Origin of the sequence: Paenibacillus sp. FSL H3-0286 (genome assembly GCF_045040705.1) — a bacterium.
Classification (GTDB): domain Bacteria; phylum Bacillota; class Bacilli; order Paenibacillales; family Paenibacillaceae; genus Paenibacillus_AQ; species Paenibacillus_AQ odorifer.
Map to the genome: position 1 here is coordinate 5,399,606 of NZ_CP150285.1, position 16,647 is coordinate 5,416,252.

Annotated in this window: 16 protein-coding genes and 1 other annotated feature; of the genes, 1 reads left to right on the forward strand and 15 read right to left on the reverse strand. The window is 46.5% G+C overall.

The window, feature by feature from the left end:
- Positions 1-435: 435 nt before the first annotated feature.
- From MHB37_RS24230 to lspA, 3 genes are all read right to left on the reverse strand, one after another.
- Entirely contained in the window at positions 436-1,689 is a 1,254-nt protein-coding gene (locus MHB37_RS24230) for an LL-diaminopimelate aminotransferase (RefSeq protein ID WP_076098555.1), read from the reverse strand.
- A 205-nt stretch (positions 1,690-1,894) separates the two neighbouring features.
- Positions 1,895-2,866 (reverse strand): RluA family pseudouridine synthase, encoded by a 972-nt coding sequence (locus MHB37_RS24235; protein ID WP_076192046.1) that lies wholly within the window; start codon positions 2,864-2,866, stop codon positions 1,895-1,897.
- Positions 2,859-3,371, reverse strand: coding sequence for a signal peptidase II (lspA, locus tag MHB37_RS24240; protein WP_076222906.1), 513 nt, complete (start codon positions 3,369-3,371; stop codon positions 2,859-2,861). Before lspA ends, MHB37_RS24235 begins: the two co-directional genes overlap by 8 nt.
- Positions 3,372-3,617: 246 nt before the next feature.
- Between lspA and MHB37_RS24245 the strand changes: the two genes are divergently transcribed.
- On the forward strand, positions 3,618-4,340 hold the full coding sequence (locus MHB37_RS24245) for a TraR/DksA C4-type zinc finger protein (protein WP_405168625.1): 723 nt from the start codon (positions 3,618-3,620) through the stop codon (positions 4,338-4,340).
- A 92-nt stretch (positions 4,341-4,432) separates the two neighbouring features.
- Here the strand turns inward: MHB37_RS24245 and MHB37_RS24250 are convergent, their stop codons facing one another.
- From MHB37_RS24250 to spoIIGA, 12 genes are all read right to left on the reverse strand, one after another.
- Positions 4,433-4,723 (reverse strand): DUF5665 domain-containing protein, encoded by a 291-nt coding sequence (locus MHB37_RS24250; protein WP_282579970.1) that lies wholly within the window; start codon positions 4,721-4,723, stop codon positions 4,433-4,435.
- 335 nt (positions 4,724-5,058) lie between these two features.
- On the reverse strand, positions 5,059-8,151 hold the full coding sequence (gene ileS, locus MHB37_RS24255) for an isoleucine--tRNA ligase (protein ID WP_405169620.1): 3,093 nt from the start codon (positions 8,149-8,151) through the stop codon (positions 5,059-5,061).
- Between the two features lie 830 nt (positions 8,152-8,981).
- Positions 8,982-9,256 (reverse strand) — a binding site (T-box leader).
- A gap of 185 nt (positions 9,257-9,441) precedes the next feature.
- Positions 9,442-9,954, reverse strand: a complete 513-nt coding sequence (locus tag MHB37_RS24260; protein ID WP_051491297.1) for a DivIVA domain-containing protein — start codon at positions 9,952-9,954, stop codon at positions 9,442-9,444.
- Positions 9,955-10,181: 227 nt separating this feature from the next.
- A complete protein-coding gene (locus MHB37_RS24265) occupies positions 10,182-10,964 on the reverse strand; it encodes an RNA-binding protein (protein ID WP_036683613.1) in 783 nt (260 codons plus the stop codon).
- Between the two features lie 9 nt (positions 10,965-10,973).
- Positions 10,974-11,240 carry a YggT family protein gene (locus MHB37_RS24270; protein ID WP_036683616.1) on the reverse strand — a complete coding sequence of 89 codons (267 nt, stop codon included), beginning with the start codon at positions 11,238-11,240 and terminating at the stop codon, positions 10,974-10,976.
- Between the two features lie 7 nt (positions 11,241-11,247).
- Positions 11,248-11,688 carry a cell division protein SepF gene (locus MHB37_RS24275; RefSeq protein ID WP_036683619.1) on the reverse strand — a complete coding sequence of 147 codons (441 nt, stop codon included), beginning with the start codon at positions 11,686-11,688 and terminating at the stop codon, positions 11,248-11,250.
- Between the two features lie 11 nt (positions 11,689-11,699).
- On the reverse strand, positions 11,700-12,386 hold the full coding sequence (locus MHB37_RS24280; protein ID WP_036683622.1) for a YggS family pyridoxal phosphate-dependent enzyme: 687 nt from the start codon (positions 12,384-12,386) through the stop codon (positions 11,700-11,702).
- Between the two features lie 3 nt (positions 12,387-12,389).
- A complete protein-coding gene (pgeF, locus tag MHB37_RS24285; RefSeq protein ID WP_036683625.1) occupies positions 12,390-13,247 on the reverse strand; it encodes a peptidoglycan editing factor PgeF in 858 nt (285 codons plus the stop codon).
- 104 nt (positions 13,248-13,351) lie between these two features.
- Positions 13,352-13,696, reverse strand: a complete 345-nt coding sequence (locus tag MHB37_RS24290) for a YlmC/YmxH family sporulation protein (RefSeq protein ID WP_036683628.1) — start codon at positions 13,694-13,696, stop codon at positions 13,352-13,354.
- 130 nt (positions 13,697-13,826) lie between these two features.
- Positions 13,827-14,609 (reverse strand): RNA polymerase sporulation sigma factor SigG, encoded by a 783-nt coding sequence (gene sigG / locus MHB37_RS24295; RefSeq protein WP_036683631.1) that lies wholly within the window; start codon positions 14,607-14,609, stop codon positions 13,827-13,829.
- A gap of 78 nt (positions 14,610-14,687) precedes the next feature.
- Positions 14,688-15,410 (reverse strand): RNA polymerase sporulation sigma factor SigE, encoded by a 723-nt coding sequence (gene sigE, locus MHB37_RS24300; RefSeq protein ID WP_036683937.1) that lies wholly within the window; start codon positions 15,408-15,410, stop codon positions 14,688-14,690.
- A gap of 92 nt (positions 15,411-15,502) precedes the next feature.
- On the reverse strand, positions 15,503-16,450 hold the full coding sequence (gene spoIIGA / locus MHB37_RS24305) for a sigma-E processing peptidase SpoIIGA (protein WP_076129086.1): 948 nt from the start codon (positions 16,448-16,450) through the stop codon (positions 15,503-15,505).
- Positions 16,451-16,647: the final 197 nt, after the last annotated feature.

Genomic DNA, 16,647 nt, shown 5'->3' on the forward strand with positions numbered 1-16,647 from the left:
GATTCAGTGATTAATATAGAAAACCACCTAATTATTAGGGGGTTTTTCCCTGATTTCGTACATTTAGAGCGAATATCGGCTAATTTCAGGGATTTTTTCCCTAATTAGTTTATAACCCACTCTTTACTTCGCACAAACACAGAACGCATATCGCTCACCACACAAGCCCACCGCAGAAAGTCCACTGCACAAATTCCACCGTCACAGCTACCACAAATCATCTACTGCAAGCTGTACGAAAATCAAATATTGCAGTCAACCACCACCCACCCGAATAACAGAACACTACACTAAAATGCACTACAATACACAACACGTGGCATATAGTCATAGGGCACAGTAACATCTACAACATTTCCTATTCCATAAAAAAGAAGCTGCCCCCAAGTAGAATTCACTACTTTTGGGACAGCCTCATTAATTCAATAACAATGCTTAAAACTCAAATTCCACATCACTAAGACGTCTTTGAATTTCAGAGATGACACGTCTCTCTTCCTCTTCACCTTTAGCAATAAAGGTAACGGAGAAACGAACAAACGGACCTGCATCGTCCCAAGGCACAGTGGAGATCAGCTTCTCACGAATGAGGAATTGGGAGAAATCTTCACCGGATTCAAAGCGACGGCCGTCTTTGATTCCCTTAGGTGCAGCGACATACAGGAAGAAGGAGCCTTTTGGCTTCTCAGCTTTAAAGCCGAGGCTGTTCAGTGCATCAACCAGCAGGTTGTGACGACGGGAGTATTTATCCGCAATCGCTTCAGTAATCTCTGGATGAGCAAGACCATAAGCCGCTGCTTTTTGAATCGCGATAAATTGGCCGGAATCGTTATTATCCTTCACATCGCTGAAGGCTTTAACCACTAGCGGATTACCAGCCACAAAACCAATTCTCCAACCCGTCATATTGTAAGACTTAGAAAGAGAATGCAGTTCTACACCCACATCCTTTGCACCTGGAACGGAGAGGAAGCTAAGTGGCTTCAAACCGTCATAGGTCAAGGCAGCATATGGTGCGTCATGGATAACCACTACATCGTATTTTTTCGCCCATGCAACGACCTCAGCAAAAAACTCAGGAGTGGCACTAGCGCCCGTTGGATTGTTTGGATAGTTTAGATAAAGAAGCTTAGCTTTACGAGCAATGTCTTCCGGAATTTCATTCAGATCTGGAAGGAATTTGTTCTCCTTCTTCAGCTCCACTGTAAATACTTGTCCACCCAAATATTTAGTATGTGTACCCAAGACTGGATAACCCGGCACGGTCATAATCGTGATATCACCTGGATTGATGAAACAAGATGGCAACATAGCCAGCGCAGGCTTCGATCCGATGGAGTGAACTACCTCCGTGTCTGGATCAATTCCTTCCACCCGGAAAACTTCCCGCAAATATTCAGCAGCAGCAGTCTTGAATTCGGCAATTCCATTGTCCGCATATCCGCGGTTTTCTTCCTTCGCCGCTTCTTCAGCAAGCTTAGCTACGATACCCGCATCAGCCATCTCATCCGGCTCGCCTACGCCCATATCAATTAGTTCAATGTTAGGAAAATCCTGTTTTGCGGATGCTTTAGCACGTTTGATTTTCTCGAATTTATAAATCGAAGTGTCTTTGCCATAATTGGCACCGCCGATGCGGTCTGCAAAATTAGTCTGAATGAAGCTATCTTGGTATTGTTCAATACTCATACTGTCATCTCATCTCCTGAATATCTATTCTACTTTTAAAAGAAACGGCTTCGCCGTCCCTTGGATGGCGTATGTTTCCAGATATCCGTTTCATTATAAAAATAAGGATAAAGAATAAGGCATTACCCTTTCTTTATCCTTATGTTTTTAAATATGCCGTAAAGTAGTGTTCAATACCATAGACTAATTATCACTTCATTTGTACTTATCTGCTGCGTAGTGTGAACAGCACTTCTTCCATATCCTCTGGAATAGGTCTGCTGAATTCTTTATATTCACCTGTGGTAGGATGAACAAATCCAAGCACCGCCGCATGCAACGCTTGTCCATTCATCGTAGTGCCCTTGCTGCGTCCATATATCGGATCACCTACAAGTGGATGGCCAATGAACTTCATATGTACCCTGATTTGATGCGTGCGGCCAGTCTCCAGCTGCAGCTCCAGCAGTGTACAATCTCCGAAACGTTCCATTACTGTAAAATGGGTTACGGATTTCTTGCTGTTCTTTTCGGTTACTGTGTATAGCTTGCGATCATGTGGATCTCTGCCAATCGGTGCGTCAACAGTGCCCTTATCATGCGACAAGTTGCCGTGTACGACTGCAATATATCGGCGCGTAACACTATGCTCTTTAAGCTGTGCGGCAAGCGAGGCATGACTGGCATCATTCTTAGCCACCATGATAAGACCAGAGGTATCCTTATCGATCCGATGTACAATACCTGGACGAATCTCACCGTTAATGCCGGACAGATCCTTACAGTGATACATCAGCGCATTTACTAAGGTGCCTGACGGATGTCCCGCAGCTGGGTGCACAACCATGCCCCGGGGTTTATTAATCACAATGACATCGCTGTCTTCATATACAACTTCAAGAGGAATGTTCTCCGCGATCAAATCCGTTACTTCTGCTTCAGGGACAACAACGCTAACCACGTCGCCTTCCGATAACTTATAGTTGGCTTTCACTGGCTTGCCATTAACCGTAACGTTACCGCCGCTGATCCACAGCTGCACCTGAGAACGGGAAATTTCTTCTTCCCATGATTCCGTAATATATTTATCGATTCGCTCCCGCGCGTTCTCTGCCGAAACGGTCCATTCCGTGACGTCCCTCTCTTCTTCGCTCGTAGATGCCGCTTGGTGATTGACGTCTTTATTCAAATCATTCATTCCCTTCTCTTACTTCCTTTGCTTCTTTCACATCTTTTATTTCCGTAATTTCTTCGCCATTCTTAAGGTCACGAAAAGAATCCAAAAGAATCAATCCAACCCCAATGACAATACAAGAATCCGCCACGTTAAAAATCGGGAAGCTATAGCTCCCAAAATTGAACAGAAGGAAATCAACAACCTCACCATTGATTATCCGGTCCAGGAAGTTACCGATAGCTCCACCCAGTACAAGCCCTAGGGCAACAGATAACAGCTTCCGCGAGTGTCTAGTCTTGTTCAAATACCAAACGATACCACTAACCACTACAACCGTAACTAGAAAGAAGAACCATTGCTGACCTTCGAGAATCCCAAAAGCAGCCCCGCGATTGCGATGAGAGGTAATCAGGAAAAAATCTCCGATAACAGAAATCTGTTCTCCGATCTCCAGACGTGTAGCAATGAGATACTTTGTCCCTTGATCCACCAAAAATACAATAAGAGCAATCAAATAGTACACCACAGAAGTTGTCACTCCGTTCTTATTTTTCCCGCTAAATGCGGTACGAATACTGTTTAAAGACTTGTATATTGTAGCACAGCCCTTAAAGAATCGTCTATTGCGGGACATCCGCTAAGTTCAATCTTGGGGACTATTTTCCAGCGCTAAAATCCCTGCTCTCCGGTCAACCTAACAGAAGAACCATCCGGTGTTATCCGGCAAGTCGGAATGATTCTTATAAAAGGTACAGAAAGGAGCTTTCTCATTATGACGCACCTGACAGTACAGCAGCTCTCAGAGCTACGCGCACGATTGGAAAAAGATCGGGATACGATTCAGCACAGGCTTCAGAATAATGAACATTACGGCTTAGATGAATCCATGCGGGATGGCTCCGGTGAACTTTCCGAGAATGACAACCATCCAGGAGATGCAGCCACCGATTTGTATAATCGCTCCATGGACATTTCACTGTTAGAGCGGGACGAGCATGAGCTGGACGATATTGAAGCTGCTTTATCCGCTATGGATAATGGCACCTATGGGATATGCAAGGCTAGTGGTGAGCCGATCCCTTTTGAACGTTTATCTGCCATCCCTTCCACACTTTATTGTAAAGAGCACAACCCGCGGCAAAACGCACCTTTCACTCGACCAGTAGAAGAGGAGCTGTTATCTCCACCTTTTGGACGAACCAGTCTGGATGAACGCGACGATCAAAACGGTTTTGACGGTGAGGATGCCTGGCAGATTGTTGAAAGCTGGGGTACCTCGAATTCTCCCGCCATGGCGGAGGGCAACAATATTGATTCTTATAATGATATGGAGATTGAAGCCGATGAGCTGGAAGGCTGCGTAGAGCCTTGGGAGAACTTTATCGCCACTGATATCACGGGCAACACTCTAATTGTAGTGCCGGGACGGAGCTACCAGCGTTATTTGGACAGTGACGAGGCAACCCATAGCCTAGATCCTCTCGACGAAGACTAAACACAGATGTCCCCAACACAAAAACATTTAAACAGCGTACTGTTCCAGTTTTGAGGAATGGTTCGCTGTTTTTAATCTTAACGTTTCGATGGCTATTTGAATTCTAGCTGACGCTGTACGATCCGCACAATATCCGCAATATAATCACCAATGATCGGTAGATTGAGCGCGCCTAGTCCCTGAAGGATATAAATAATCGTTGCCGCAAAAAAAGTAAAACCCAGTGCAATCCCAACTCCCCGAGCTGCTCCAAATAAAATATTTCTCCAAATCAACCGCCAAGGTGAATATAGCAGATCCGTATATTGATAAATTCGGGATTTTTCCAAAATATGAGCCCACTCAAAGGTCAAACGGTACATCGTATTCATTTTTTCTTCCAGCGGAATATCCTCAGGATTACGCGGATCTGCTGTTAGATACTCAGGATTAACTTCAGGAAAAGCCTTATTCTCCTTTTCCTTGTCTGGGTTATTCTTATTGCCGGATGTCTTAATGGAGATTCTCCTCTTATTTCCCTCCACAGCTACGGCTCCTCTCATATGTCTTTCCTTCGCTACAAAGTAAACGAGCCCGGCCAAAGAGAATTCATCTCCTTAAGCTCGGGACTCGTTAGTTTTGCGCCGAAATATAAAGACTATATTTCCCGCATAAACGGAAGATCTCCGTTTACACTTATGCCGCTAGTATATGCTGTTTTGGGACAGGTAATGCAGAATTATGCTTCGATATGGATACCGATGGATTTGTCACCGACTTCTACCGTCTCAAAAGCATGTTCTCCATCAAAATCAACCGTAGTCACAAGAACATTGTCTCGCAATACATTGTCAAATGCTGTAACAGCTGCTTTTAGCTCATCGTCTAACTTCAAAGTGAGTGCGATCCGTTTCTCGATCGGCAGATCCAGACGTTTACGGTAATCTTGAACCGCACGAATGATCTCACGAACCCAGCCTTCTTGTTCAAGCTCAGGCGTGATTTCGGTATTGAGCGCAACCGTAACTCCATATCCGGAAGCTGCGGCGAAACCTGCTTTGGCTTGTTTTTCAACAAGCAGCTCTTCAGAAGTGATTACAAGCTCTTCACCTTCAGGTGTCGCAATTGTAATTTTACCGTCCTGTACCGCTTTGCGGGTAGAATCACTGTCGAGGCTTTTCAGGAAACCTTGCAGGAAGCCTACATTTTTACCGTATTTTTTACCGGCTACCTTAAGATTCAGCTTGAGTGTGAAATCAACAAATCCGCTGTCACTGTTCTCCAGCACGATGTTCTTGATGTTGATCTCATCTTTGATGATCTCTTCATACTCAGCCAAATGGAAGTCACGGTTCATCGAAACGATCAGTTCAGACAGCGGTTGACGATTCTTAATGCCTGTTTCGTTACGTACGTTACGCGCCAACTCAACGATCTGTCTTGCACTTTCCATATCCTCTTCCAGCTCTTTATCGATCAAGTTCTCGTCAGCAACCGGGTAGTCTGCCAAATGCACACTTTCTCCGCCGCCAAGGTTCGTGAAGATATCTTCGGACAACATCGGTGTAAATGGAGCCATCAAAGTTGCTGTCGCCAAAAGCACATGAGTCAACGTACGGTAAGCATCCAGTTTATCTTCACCTAGGCCACTCCCCCAGAAACGGTCACGGGAACGACGGATATACCAGTTACTCAACTCATCCACAAAGTTCTCAATAGCTCTAGACGTATTCACGAAGTCATTTACCGCAAGCCCTTTATCCACCAAAAGAATCAAGCTGTTCAGACGGGACAGAATCCAGCGGTCCAGCTTATGTTTTGATACTTTAAAAGGATGATCGGCTGGATCGTAACCATCAATGCCCGCATACAGCGTCAAGAAAGCATGTGTATTTACCAGCGTATCCACTACTTTAGATTTCGTCTCACCTACAAGACCACGCGAGAAACGTTTATTATTCCAAGGTGCACTGTCGGACAAAATAGCCCAACGGAAAGCATCCGTACCATACTCATTCATGATTTCCCAAGGATCAATAACATTGCCCTTGGATTTGGACATTTTTTGACCATTCTCATCGAGGATATGACCTGTAGCAATTACCGCTTTATAAGGTGCTTTACCCTTGAACAAGGTGGATACTGCAAGCAAGCTGTAGAACCATCCACGGGTCTGGTCGATCCCTTCACAGATCATATCTGCCGGATACTGATCATTCAGCTTATCCTCGTTCTCAAACGGATAATGGCTTTGTGCAAAAGGCATCGAGCCACTATCGAACCATACGTCGATCACTTCCGATGTACGAACCATCTCTGCACCTTCGCTAAACGGACTGCGCAGCTTGATCTTATCCACGAAAGGTTTATGCAGTTCGATATCTTCAGGAACCTCACCAATCGCCATCGCTCTTAGCTCTTCAATGCTGTGTGGAGCAAACTCTTTGCCCGTTTCTTGACATACCCAGACATTGAGGGGTGTACCCCAATAACGGTTACGGCTGATATTCCAGTCAACCAGTTCATCCAAGAACTTCCCGAAACGGCCTTCTCGTACATGCTCAGGGTACCAAGTTACACTGTTGTTGTTAGCAATCAGCTGATCTTTGATCGCTGTAGTGTTGATGAACCAGCTGTCTGTTGCGTAATACAAAAGTGGGGTATCACAACGCCAGCAGAACGGATAGCTGTGCTCGTATTTCTCTTTACCGTAAAGCAATCCTTTTTCAGACAAAACCTTAATGATATCCAGATCGCAATCCTTAACAAAACGTCCCGCAAAATCAGAGACTACATCCGTATACTTACCGGAATTATCAACCACATTTACGAAGCTGATGCCATTCTCACGGCAAGTCTTGTAGTCATCCTCACCATGTGCTGGTGCCATGTGTACGATCCCTGTACCACTGGAATCTGTAACGAAAGAAGCGCCTACGATAACATTGCTTTTCTCTGCCTTAATATATCCGAATGGAGGTGCGTAAGTTTTACCGATAAACTCGGAACCTTTATGTGTAGAAAGGACTGTGTGCTCACCTTTCATTACTTCTTCGACCAAGTTTTTAGCAACGATGTACACACCATCTTCTTGTTGCACACGTACATAATCCATGTCCGGGTTCATAGCTAACGCCATATGGGCTGGCAAGGTCCAAGGTGTTGTCGTCCAAGCCAATACGTAGTCTCCGCTGTCATCCAGCTTGAACTTCGCGGTTGCACTGAGATCCTTAACGGTTTTGTAACCTTGGGCAACTTCATGCGAGCTTAATGTAGTCTGGCAGCTCGGGCAATACGGGCTAACGCGGTGTCCGCGGTAAAGCAACCCGTTCTCATGCACTGTAGCCAAGATGTTCCATACACTTTCGATATAGGTGTTATCCAAGGTTACGTAAGGATTATCTAGATCTGTCCAGTATCCGATTGCTTCTGTAAATTCACGCCATTGCTTCTCATAACCGAAGACGCTGTCTTTACATTCCTGGATGAATTTTTCTACGCCATATTCCTCGATCTCTTGTTTGCCGGAGATGCCAAGCTTCTTTTGTACGCCTAGTTCTACTGGCAGACCGTGTGTATCCCAGCCCGCTTTACGTACCACGCGGTAACCTTTCATCGTCTGGTAACGACCGATGAAATCCTTGATTACCCGTCCCAGCACGTGTCCGATATGCGGCGCACCGTTTGCTGTAGGCGGACCTTCATAGAATACATAATTTGGACGTCCCTCACGGTTCTCCATGGACTTGCGGAACGTATTTTCGTCGCTCCATTTCTTTAATATGCGGACATCTCTTGCCCGCGCCTTTTCTCTGACATCTACTTTTTGCATGTGATGGTCAATCCTTTCATGGATTAGTCTATAAAGCTCTTTTCGATCTTTGGGCGATCCTTGCGCAGCTGGTCGCTCACCGCTCTTGCCCTGGCTCCCGAGCCGCGATCCCGCAGGGCAGCAATCGCTCGGGGCGCCATACGCGACCTTGCGCAGCTGGTCGCACCGCTCTTGCCCTGGCACCCGAGCCGCGATCCCGTAGGGCAGCAATCGCTCGGGGCGCCATACGCGACCTTGCGCAGCTGGGCGCTCACCGCTCTTGCCCGGGCTCCCGAGCCGCGATCCCGCAGGGCAGCAATCGCTCGGGGCGCCATACGCGACCTTGCGCAGCTGGTCGCTCACCGCTCTTGCCCGGGCTCCCGAGCTGCGATCCCGCAGGGCAGCAATCGCTCGGGGCGCCATACGCGACCTTGCGCAGCTGGTCGCTCACCGCTCTTGCCCGGGCTCCCGAGCTGCGATCCCGCAGGGCAGCAATTGCTCGGGGGGCCAATGGGCGACCTTGCGCAGCTGGTCGCTCACCGCTCTTGCCCTGGCTCCCGAGCCGCAATCCCGTAGGGCAGCAATTGCTCGGGGCGCCAATGGGCGACCTTGCGCAGCTGGTCGCTCACCGCTCTTGCCGTAAAGGCCCCGCAGGCGAACCCGCCAGGGGAGCCTAAGAAGGGCCGCTCCTTCAGCCACATGAATCCGTTCGTTTCCACCACCGTACCTAGTTTGCACGAGGCTTTACTTTGCGGGTGTCCAGAGGGCAGCAGCCCTTGGGGTCCCCCTTAGAAAGGGGGATTTAGGGGGATGGCCGCCCCGGAACAACAAAATAAGCGTCATCCCACCCCCAAAGGGGCGAGACGACGCTCGCGATACCACCCTAATTCTGCGCATGAGCACATCCTTAAGGGGAGTGTATTCAGCACAATCTCAGTCCTGCGCGTAAATCTTGTGCACAGGTCCGGTGTAACGTCCGGCAGACGGTTAGGCTTACGCACGATCAACGCTTCAGCTTAACTTCTAGGGGAAGATCTTCCGGCAGGGTTCGAACAATCGGCTCGCAGCAATCGCCGACTCTCTGGAGAACGTTACCTTGTCGTACTTGTCCCGTCATCGAATACATATAAACATTATACAGATATGTTCTATTTATAGACTTTTTGAATCTAAATGTCAACAACCATTCACCCAATCTAGCTATTATGAGCGTACTTGCGCATGGAGTTCACTTTATTATGGTCTATTTTATCGGAAAATAAAAATAGAGGGAATAGCTCCCTCTATTTAGCCAATTATCGTCTGAAACCTTTAGATGCGATGAAGAACATCATCCTTGAAAGCTACGTTCTCGCTCGCCTCACGACTCTCTAAGGCATTCCAGTCATCCTGTGATAACAGCTCCAGTTGAGCTTCCACTAATGTCCGGAAACGAGTGCGATAGATCGAAGCTTGCTTGCGCAATTCTTCAGTCTCAATAGCAACCTTACGGGATTTGGATAACGCTTCGTTAATAATACGATCGGCGTTTTTCTCCGCTTCCTTGATAATGAGCTGGGATTCCTTCTTGGAGTTGTTCTTCACATCATCCGCCGCTTCCTGAGCGACTAAGATCGTCTTCGATAAACTTTCTTCAATATTCACAAAATGATCCAGACGCTCTTGAATAGACAAAAGCTGATTCTGCAGTTCCTTGTTCTCACGGATGACGCTTTCGTAATCCTTGATCACTTGATCCAGAAATTCGTTGACCTCGTCCTCATCATAACCGCGAAGTCTCCGAGAAAACTCCTTGTTATGTATATCGAGCGGTGTTAATGGCATGCTGTGCACCTCCTAGAAATTTCGGACCTTCTTTATCTCTAAATCGCAACTAAGCGGCAGACAAAGAAGAAAGACTGTACTTCAAGTAAAGGCAGAAGGTGTTCCTGTGTTCCGCCTGCCATTCATGGTCCGCCTCTTCTTAAAAGTATCGGCGTCCAGCTTAAAAAATGTTTGATTCCCTCGAAATAATCAATTTCGACAAGTAAGACCGTATTCCTGCAAGGGATTCACACAAATTTACCAATCTGAACACGGTATCGGCCCTTTTTCGTCAAACTGCCGACCTCTAGAACCTTGAAGCGACCAAAGCCTTGAATAGATACCATGTCACCATCCTTAAGACCGCAGGATGGGTCTTCCTCCACTTTCCAGTTTACCCGAACACGTCCAGCCTTGATGGGAGCAAGAATTTTGCTTCGGCTAAGCCGTGTTACATCTGCGGCAATGCCATCCAATCGCAGGGATGCTACAGTCAAATCCATCAATTCCAGCTTAACCTCACTATTACGCAAGGCGGAAAGGGGTAATACTTCCGTACTTACCTGTATCCGGTGCACTCCAGTTAAATTCATAGCTAAATAATCTGCAATATCAGCAGCGACTACAACATGACAACCATCGTCCAGAACATGAATATCACCGATTTTGCCTCGTTTAACGCCCAGCCCCAGAATAGAACCCATGTAGTCCCCATGCTCCAGAGCCAGAAACTTCTGCTCCCCTGAGGTTATTGCAAGCACCTTCAGCTCCATGTCTTCCTGATCCAGGTCACGATAATCAGGAGCGACAAGCGCTCGCTTCCGCTCTGCCTCAGCATGTCCACCTTCCCATTTAACAATCACATCAGGATGGCGGTTAACTAAAGTTTGCAAAATAAAACCTTGGCGGGGATCGAGAAATTCAGTTAATTTAGTCTCATGATATTCTCCAGCGTTGGTAACCCATTCGAAGGCCTTGTCCACAAATTGACGTTCATCGGGATGAAAATGCCCGTAAACTTCGTTCTTCATCACAATTGCCTAAAAAATCAAATGCAGGATAGATTTAAGTCCGCCTGCAGCGAATTCCAAGACAAGTAATGCAATAATTGGAGAGATATCAAGTGTACCGAAGAGCGGTGGAATAAACCGTCTGAAAGGTGTTAAATACGGCTCTACGAGTTTGCTTAGCAGTTCTCCAATGAAGTTATCACGAACGTTGGGTAACCAGGACATTAGCACATAGAAAATAATCATGTAAAAATAAATGTTAAACAAAATATCGATAATGTAATCAATTTGAAGCAAAGCCCATTCACCTCATTCTGTTATAGTCTTGATCGTCACCTAGGATTTCTGTAATGGAGCCTTGAATTTCAACAGTATCTGGAGTGCACATAAATATATTGCCCCCAATTTTAGAGATTCCTCCCCCAAGGGCATAAACAGTTCCGCTGAGAAAATCAATAATTCGCATTGCTTGATCATTGCGAACACGCTGCAGGTTAATTACTACCGTCCGATGCGAACGGAGATGATCAGCAATCTCCTGTGCCTCATCATATGAACGTGGTTCATATAATACAACCTTGACATTTTTTTGCGAATGGATACTGACAACGTTGCCCCTCTGATTTTTGCGGGTTTCTACAGGGGCCGGCTCATACTCATCCTCTTCGTGGATTTGCTCCCGCTCCACAACTTCCTCTTCCTCCTGCAAGCCCAAAAAACTCATAAATCGGTTCATAACGCTCATCACGATCCCTCCTAATGGCCTACTAACACCGTACCCAGGCGTACCCAGGTGGCTCCTTCCTGTATCGCCACTTCAAAATCATTCGACATTCCCATGGACAGCTCCGTAATCGGCTCAGGTGTCAAAGCAAGTTGATTAAGCTCATCGCGCAGCTCACGAAGTCCGCGAAATACAGGACGGGTAAGCTCCGGATCACCTTCTAAAGGTGCCATCGTCATAAGTCCAATTACCTTAACGCGGTCCAAACTAGCGATTTCACGTAAAAATCCAGGTACTGCCTCAGGTGACAGACCAAACTTCGTATCTTCGCCAGAGATATTCACTTGAAGAAACACATTCACTTCCTGATCAGCGGCAAGCGCCTTTTTGTGCAATTCTTGCGCCAGAGACATCCGGTCCAAAGAGTGTATATATTGAAATTTGCCAATAACGTCTTTAACCTTATTGGTTTGCAAATGCCCGATAAAATGCCATGTCCCTTTGTCCCCTAAAACCTTCCATTTGTGCTCAGCATCCTGCCAGCGACTCTCAGCAACATGCTCTAGGCCTGCCTCCAATACGGAGGATACCATTTCCAGAGAAACATATTTCGTCACTGCAATTACCTTGACGTCATTACGATCCCGGCCGCTTGCCGCGCAGGCACGTGCTACACGTTCCTCTACCTCAGCAATTCTCTCCTGCAGTGTTAAAGACAACTTTCAACTCTCCTTTATTCCGATCCAGCTCGTCATTCTGCCTGTAATACCGTTTTCTTTGCGATAAGAAAAAAACAAATCACGATTACAGCTTGTACACCATGTTGTACATTCGATATGAGTCGGCAATATTCCTGCTTTTATCATAATGCGTCGATTCATTTCTTTCAAGTTTAGCAAGTATTTACTCTGATCAGTCTCTGAGGCTCTGTAAAGCTCCACAGCATCGAAAGTTTCTATCCCCTCATTCAAGCTGCCCTCCAGCTGCCGAACATGCTCCATCACATAATCATCCACCTCATAACAGCAGTCGCCAATGGATGGACCGATCGCTGCCACAATATCATGTGGATGGCTGCCGTATACCGTTTGCAGCTTACTCACCATAGCTGCGGCAATCTGAGCCACCGTTCCTTTCCAGCCTGCATGCGCAAGACCGACGACTCTACGCACGGGATCATAAAAATAAAGGGGCACACAATCCGCATAAAAAGAAGTCAACAAAACCCCAGGCACATCCGTCAGCAGACCATCCGTAGCTTGAAATGCCGATGCTCTGTCCTGTTGTCCCCGCCCACGGTCTACTTCCCTTACTACAGCTATCTCTGCCCCATGAGTTTGTTCTCCACAGGTCCATGCTTCCGGCTTGAAATCAAGAGCTTCGGCAAGCGCTCTCCGATTGCTCAGGACATCTTCAGGAGCATCCCCAACGTGAAACGCACAATTCAGGCTGTCATAGGGCGCCTTGCTAGCCCCTCCCTGTCTACCAGTAAACCCCGCTGTAATTTCGTTATGCTCCACTCGCCAAGGCTCCAGATGGAGCAGCATAAGCATTTCTTTCCCCTGCACAAACGGTTCCATTTCCTCACCTCCGCCTTAGTGTACCACATGTAAATACCCGTACAAAGTGACGGTTAAGCCAGATCGCCTAAATTCTTAAATAAAAAAACAAAAAACGCACCTAATTAATAAGTGCGCCGTTCGCTGCGATCTCCCCGTTCCAGATACATCGTTTCACGCTCTTCCTGTCCCGGAGACATCCGCGACTCTTCAATCTTCACGAGCACAACATCGGACCCGATCTTGACTATATTCCGCCATGGAATAATCAGATCTGTCCCGCCTCCGAACAATCCCATAAACCGAGTGTATCCGGGTATAACGATGGCATCAATGACACCACGGCGCAAATCAAGCTCCAGATCACTAATCTGCCCCAACCGCTTGCCATCTACAATGTTGATAACATCCTTCGTCTGAAAATCAGAGATTTTCATTTTTTTGGCAGACCCTTGATAATCCTCGTTCATCTCACCACCCCTGTACAATCCGACCTATAGTCCAATATATGATCCGGAAGCTTGTCAACATGCATTAAAAAGAGGAGACAACCCAAAATCCTTAACCCGGATTCTGGAATATCTCCTCATGGCTACTGCTCTAAGATTTCACGTGTTTTTGCATTTGCTGAATCGCAGATTTCTCCAGACGTGAGACCTGTGCCTGTGAAATACCAATCTCATCTGCGACCTCCATCTGTGTTTTCCCTTCGAAAAACCGCATGGATAAAATTCGTTTCTCCCTTTGTCCTAACTTACGCATCGCTTCACGTAATGCAATTTCTTCGATCCACGACACATCCTTATTCTTATCGTCGCTAATCTGGTCCATTACATAAATAGGATCGCCGCCGTCATGATAGATCGGCTCGAATAAGGACACTGGATCCTGAATGGCATCAAGAGCAAAAACAACATCTTCCTTCGGCACACCCAGCGCTTCTGATATTTCAAATATCGTCGGTTCCCGCGAGTTCTGATTGGTCAGACTATCACGTACCTGGAGCGCCTTGTAGGCGATATCTCTGAGAGAACGTGATACCCGAATCGGGTTGTTATCACGCAGGTAACGCCGAATCTCACCGATAATCATCGGAACTGCATATGTGGAGAATTTAACGTTTTGTGATAAATCGAAATTATCGATGGCTTTCATCAGACCGATGCAACCCACCTGGAACAAATCGTCAACAAATTCTCCCCTATTATTGAACCTCTGGATAACGCTTAGAACAAGTCTAAGATTACCGTTTACCAATTTCTCTCTGGCGGATCGCTCGCCCTGCTGCTGCAGCGAAGTGAACAGTTGCCGCATTTCCACATTCGTTAGAACAGGCAGCTTAGCAGTATCCACACCGCAAATCTCGACTTTATTACGGGTCATGATGATTTACCTCCCAAGGAGAAACATTACTGTACATTATCTCCCGGGCTCGCCATTTTATTCCTTGCTAATTTCACCTTACACCATCTTGTTAAACTCCTTGCGCAGCCGCTTGATAATTCTTTTCTCCAGCCGCGAAATATAAGATTGGGAGATGCCGAGCAGATCAGCCACATCTTTTTGTGTCTTTTCTTCGCCTCCGCGCAGGCCAAATCTCAGCTCCATAATGAGTCTTTCCCGGTCACTCAGCTTTTCCAGTGCCTTTTGCAGCAGCTTGCGATCAACCTGTTCTTCTATGTTCCGATAAATGGTATCATTTTCCGTTCCTAATACGTCAGAAAGCAATAATTCATTGCCATCCCAATCAATATTAAGCGGCTCATCAAAAGAAACCTCACTCCGTGTCTTGCTGTTCCGCCGCAGATACATTAAGATTTCATTCTCTATGCAGCGGGATGCATAAGTAGCCAGTTTTATTTTTTTCTCAGGATCAAAAGTGTTCACAGCCTTAATTAAGCCAATAGCGCCAATCGAAACCAGATCCTCGATATTGATTCCGGTATTCTCAAATTTACGAGCGATATATACTACCAAGCGAAGATTGCGCTCAATCAACATCGCACGAACAGCTGCATCGCCGCTAGACAGCCGCTGAAGCAGATATTCTTCTTCTTCCCGTGTCAGCGGTGGAGGAAGTGCCTCACTCCCGCCAATATAATAGATTTCCTGACTCTTCAGCCCTAGTAGAAACAGCATGCGGTAATATTGCAGCTGCAGAGCAATTTTCCATTTGACCATTATTTGTTCCTCCTCCAAGAAGTGCACGGTTCGCGTGTGAAGCTTTCAAATCCCGCTTTCAGCCATCAGAAGTTTGGTTCAGCTAGCTTTAAAGATTAGGAAGGCAGTGCTGCAACAGTAGCGCTCTCTTTTTGAGTCAAATCAGGATGTATTACAGCCCGATAGGCTCCATCCCCCGACAATGTCCCACCATCCAGCCCAATCAAGACTCTTTTACAATAAAAGATATCTTCACCAAGCTTTATCGTCACCTGATCAGGCTTCAGTGCGAGCATAAATGATGCCCCCCGGTTAACTCCCCTGTAAGGCACCAGTCGCATCCTGTCCTGCCAAGCAAACGACTGCCCGTCCGTTTCTAGTAAAAGTTTGTCCGCTCCGTCCTGAGTGAGTCTACCTTTCCATGTTTCAGGCAGATGTCCCTCCCAGAGCGAAGATTCCATAACCATCACCGGTATGCGGGTCAAAGGATCACAAAGCCGGTTACCTGTGTCTAGCAGGCCGGGACAGGAAACAGTCACTCCATCAATTTCTACTACCACCTCACCGATATAGGTTTCAAGCTGCTCCCTTCTGATTCGTGAGGAGTGCACTGCCTTGAAGCAGATTAACACCAGGGGAAATACTGCAATTACAAACCAAAAGCCAATCTTTAGGCGGTAAGCATGCCCTCCTGAAGCAGTGAACATAATACCATTCCAAATATCACCGGAGCTCTGCAGCAAATAGTGAATACCTACAATCCCACCAGCCGCTGCGAAATTGATAATATAAAAAGCTCCCATAGTGCGAAGGTAGCTTTGCAGACTCCCAAAACCAAAGGCAATCCATAGCATAACCACCGACAAGCCAAACTTAATGAGGAAGGTATACATGAAAGACAACTCCGGCACAAACATCATCACCACATACAGCGCACCAACCAGAGCTGAGAGGACTAAGCGCCACCATGATATCCTCAGCTTGACCATCCAGCCTGTCAGCCACAAAAGAATTCCGTCGATCACTAGATTGGCGGCGAATATCAAGTCAATATAAACAACCAGTGCATTCACCTGCTTACTATGGCGGAATCTATCCTGTAGCCAAAATGGATCAGGCTCTGTTTTTTTGGACGATATGATTAGTATAAAAAGTCTCGCATTCAAAGTCTGTCTAAACTTGGGGGGCATTCTTAAGGTTTTTTTGTCGAGTTATAGCGCGGGAGGGTTTTATTCCTACTGAACAACATTTCACATAAAAA

Bases quoted from the DNA above. Each gene is read 5' to 3' on its own strand.
- MHB37_RS24230 (WP_076098555.1), bottom strand. From the start codon at position 1,689: ATGAGTATTGAACAATACCAAGATAGCTTCATTCAGACTAATTTTGCA.
- MHB37_RS24235 (WP_076192046.1), bottom strand. From the start codon at position 2,866: ATGAATGATTTGAATAAAGACGTCAATCACCAAGCGGCATCTACGAGC.
- MHB37_RS24245 (WP_405168625.1), top strand. From the start codon at position 3,618: ATGACGCACCTGACAGTACAGCAGCTCTCAGAGCTACGCGCACGATTG.
- ileS (WP_405169620.1), bottom strand. From the start codon at position 8,151: ATGCAAAAAGTAGATGTCAGAGAAAAGGCGCGGGCAAGAGATGTCCGC.
- MHB37_RS24260 (WP_051491297.1), bottom strand. From the start codon at position 9,954: ATGCCATTAACACCGCTCGATATACATAACAAGGAGTTTTCTCGGAGA.
- MHB37_RS24265 (WP_036683613.1), bottom strand. From the start codon at position 10,964: ATGAAGAACGAAGTTTACGGGCATTTTCATCCCGATGAACGTCAATTT.
- MHB37_RS24275 (WP_036683619.1), bottom strand. From the start codon at position 11,688: ATGAGCGTTATGAACCGATTTATGAGTTTTTTGGGCTTGCAGGAGGAA.
- pgeF (WP_036683625.1), bottom strand. From the start codon at position 13,247: ATGGAACCGTTTGTGCAGGGGAAAGAAATGCTTATGCTGCTCCATCTG.
- MHB37_RS24290 (WP_036683628.1), bottom strand. From the start codon at position 13,696: ATGAACGAGGATTATCAAGGGTCTGCCAAAAAAATGAAAATCTCTGAT.
- sigG (WP_036683631.1), bottom strand. From the start codon at position 14,609: ATGACCCGTAATAAAGTCGAGATTTGCGGTGTGGATACTGCTAAGCTG.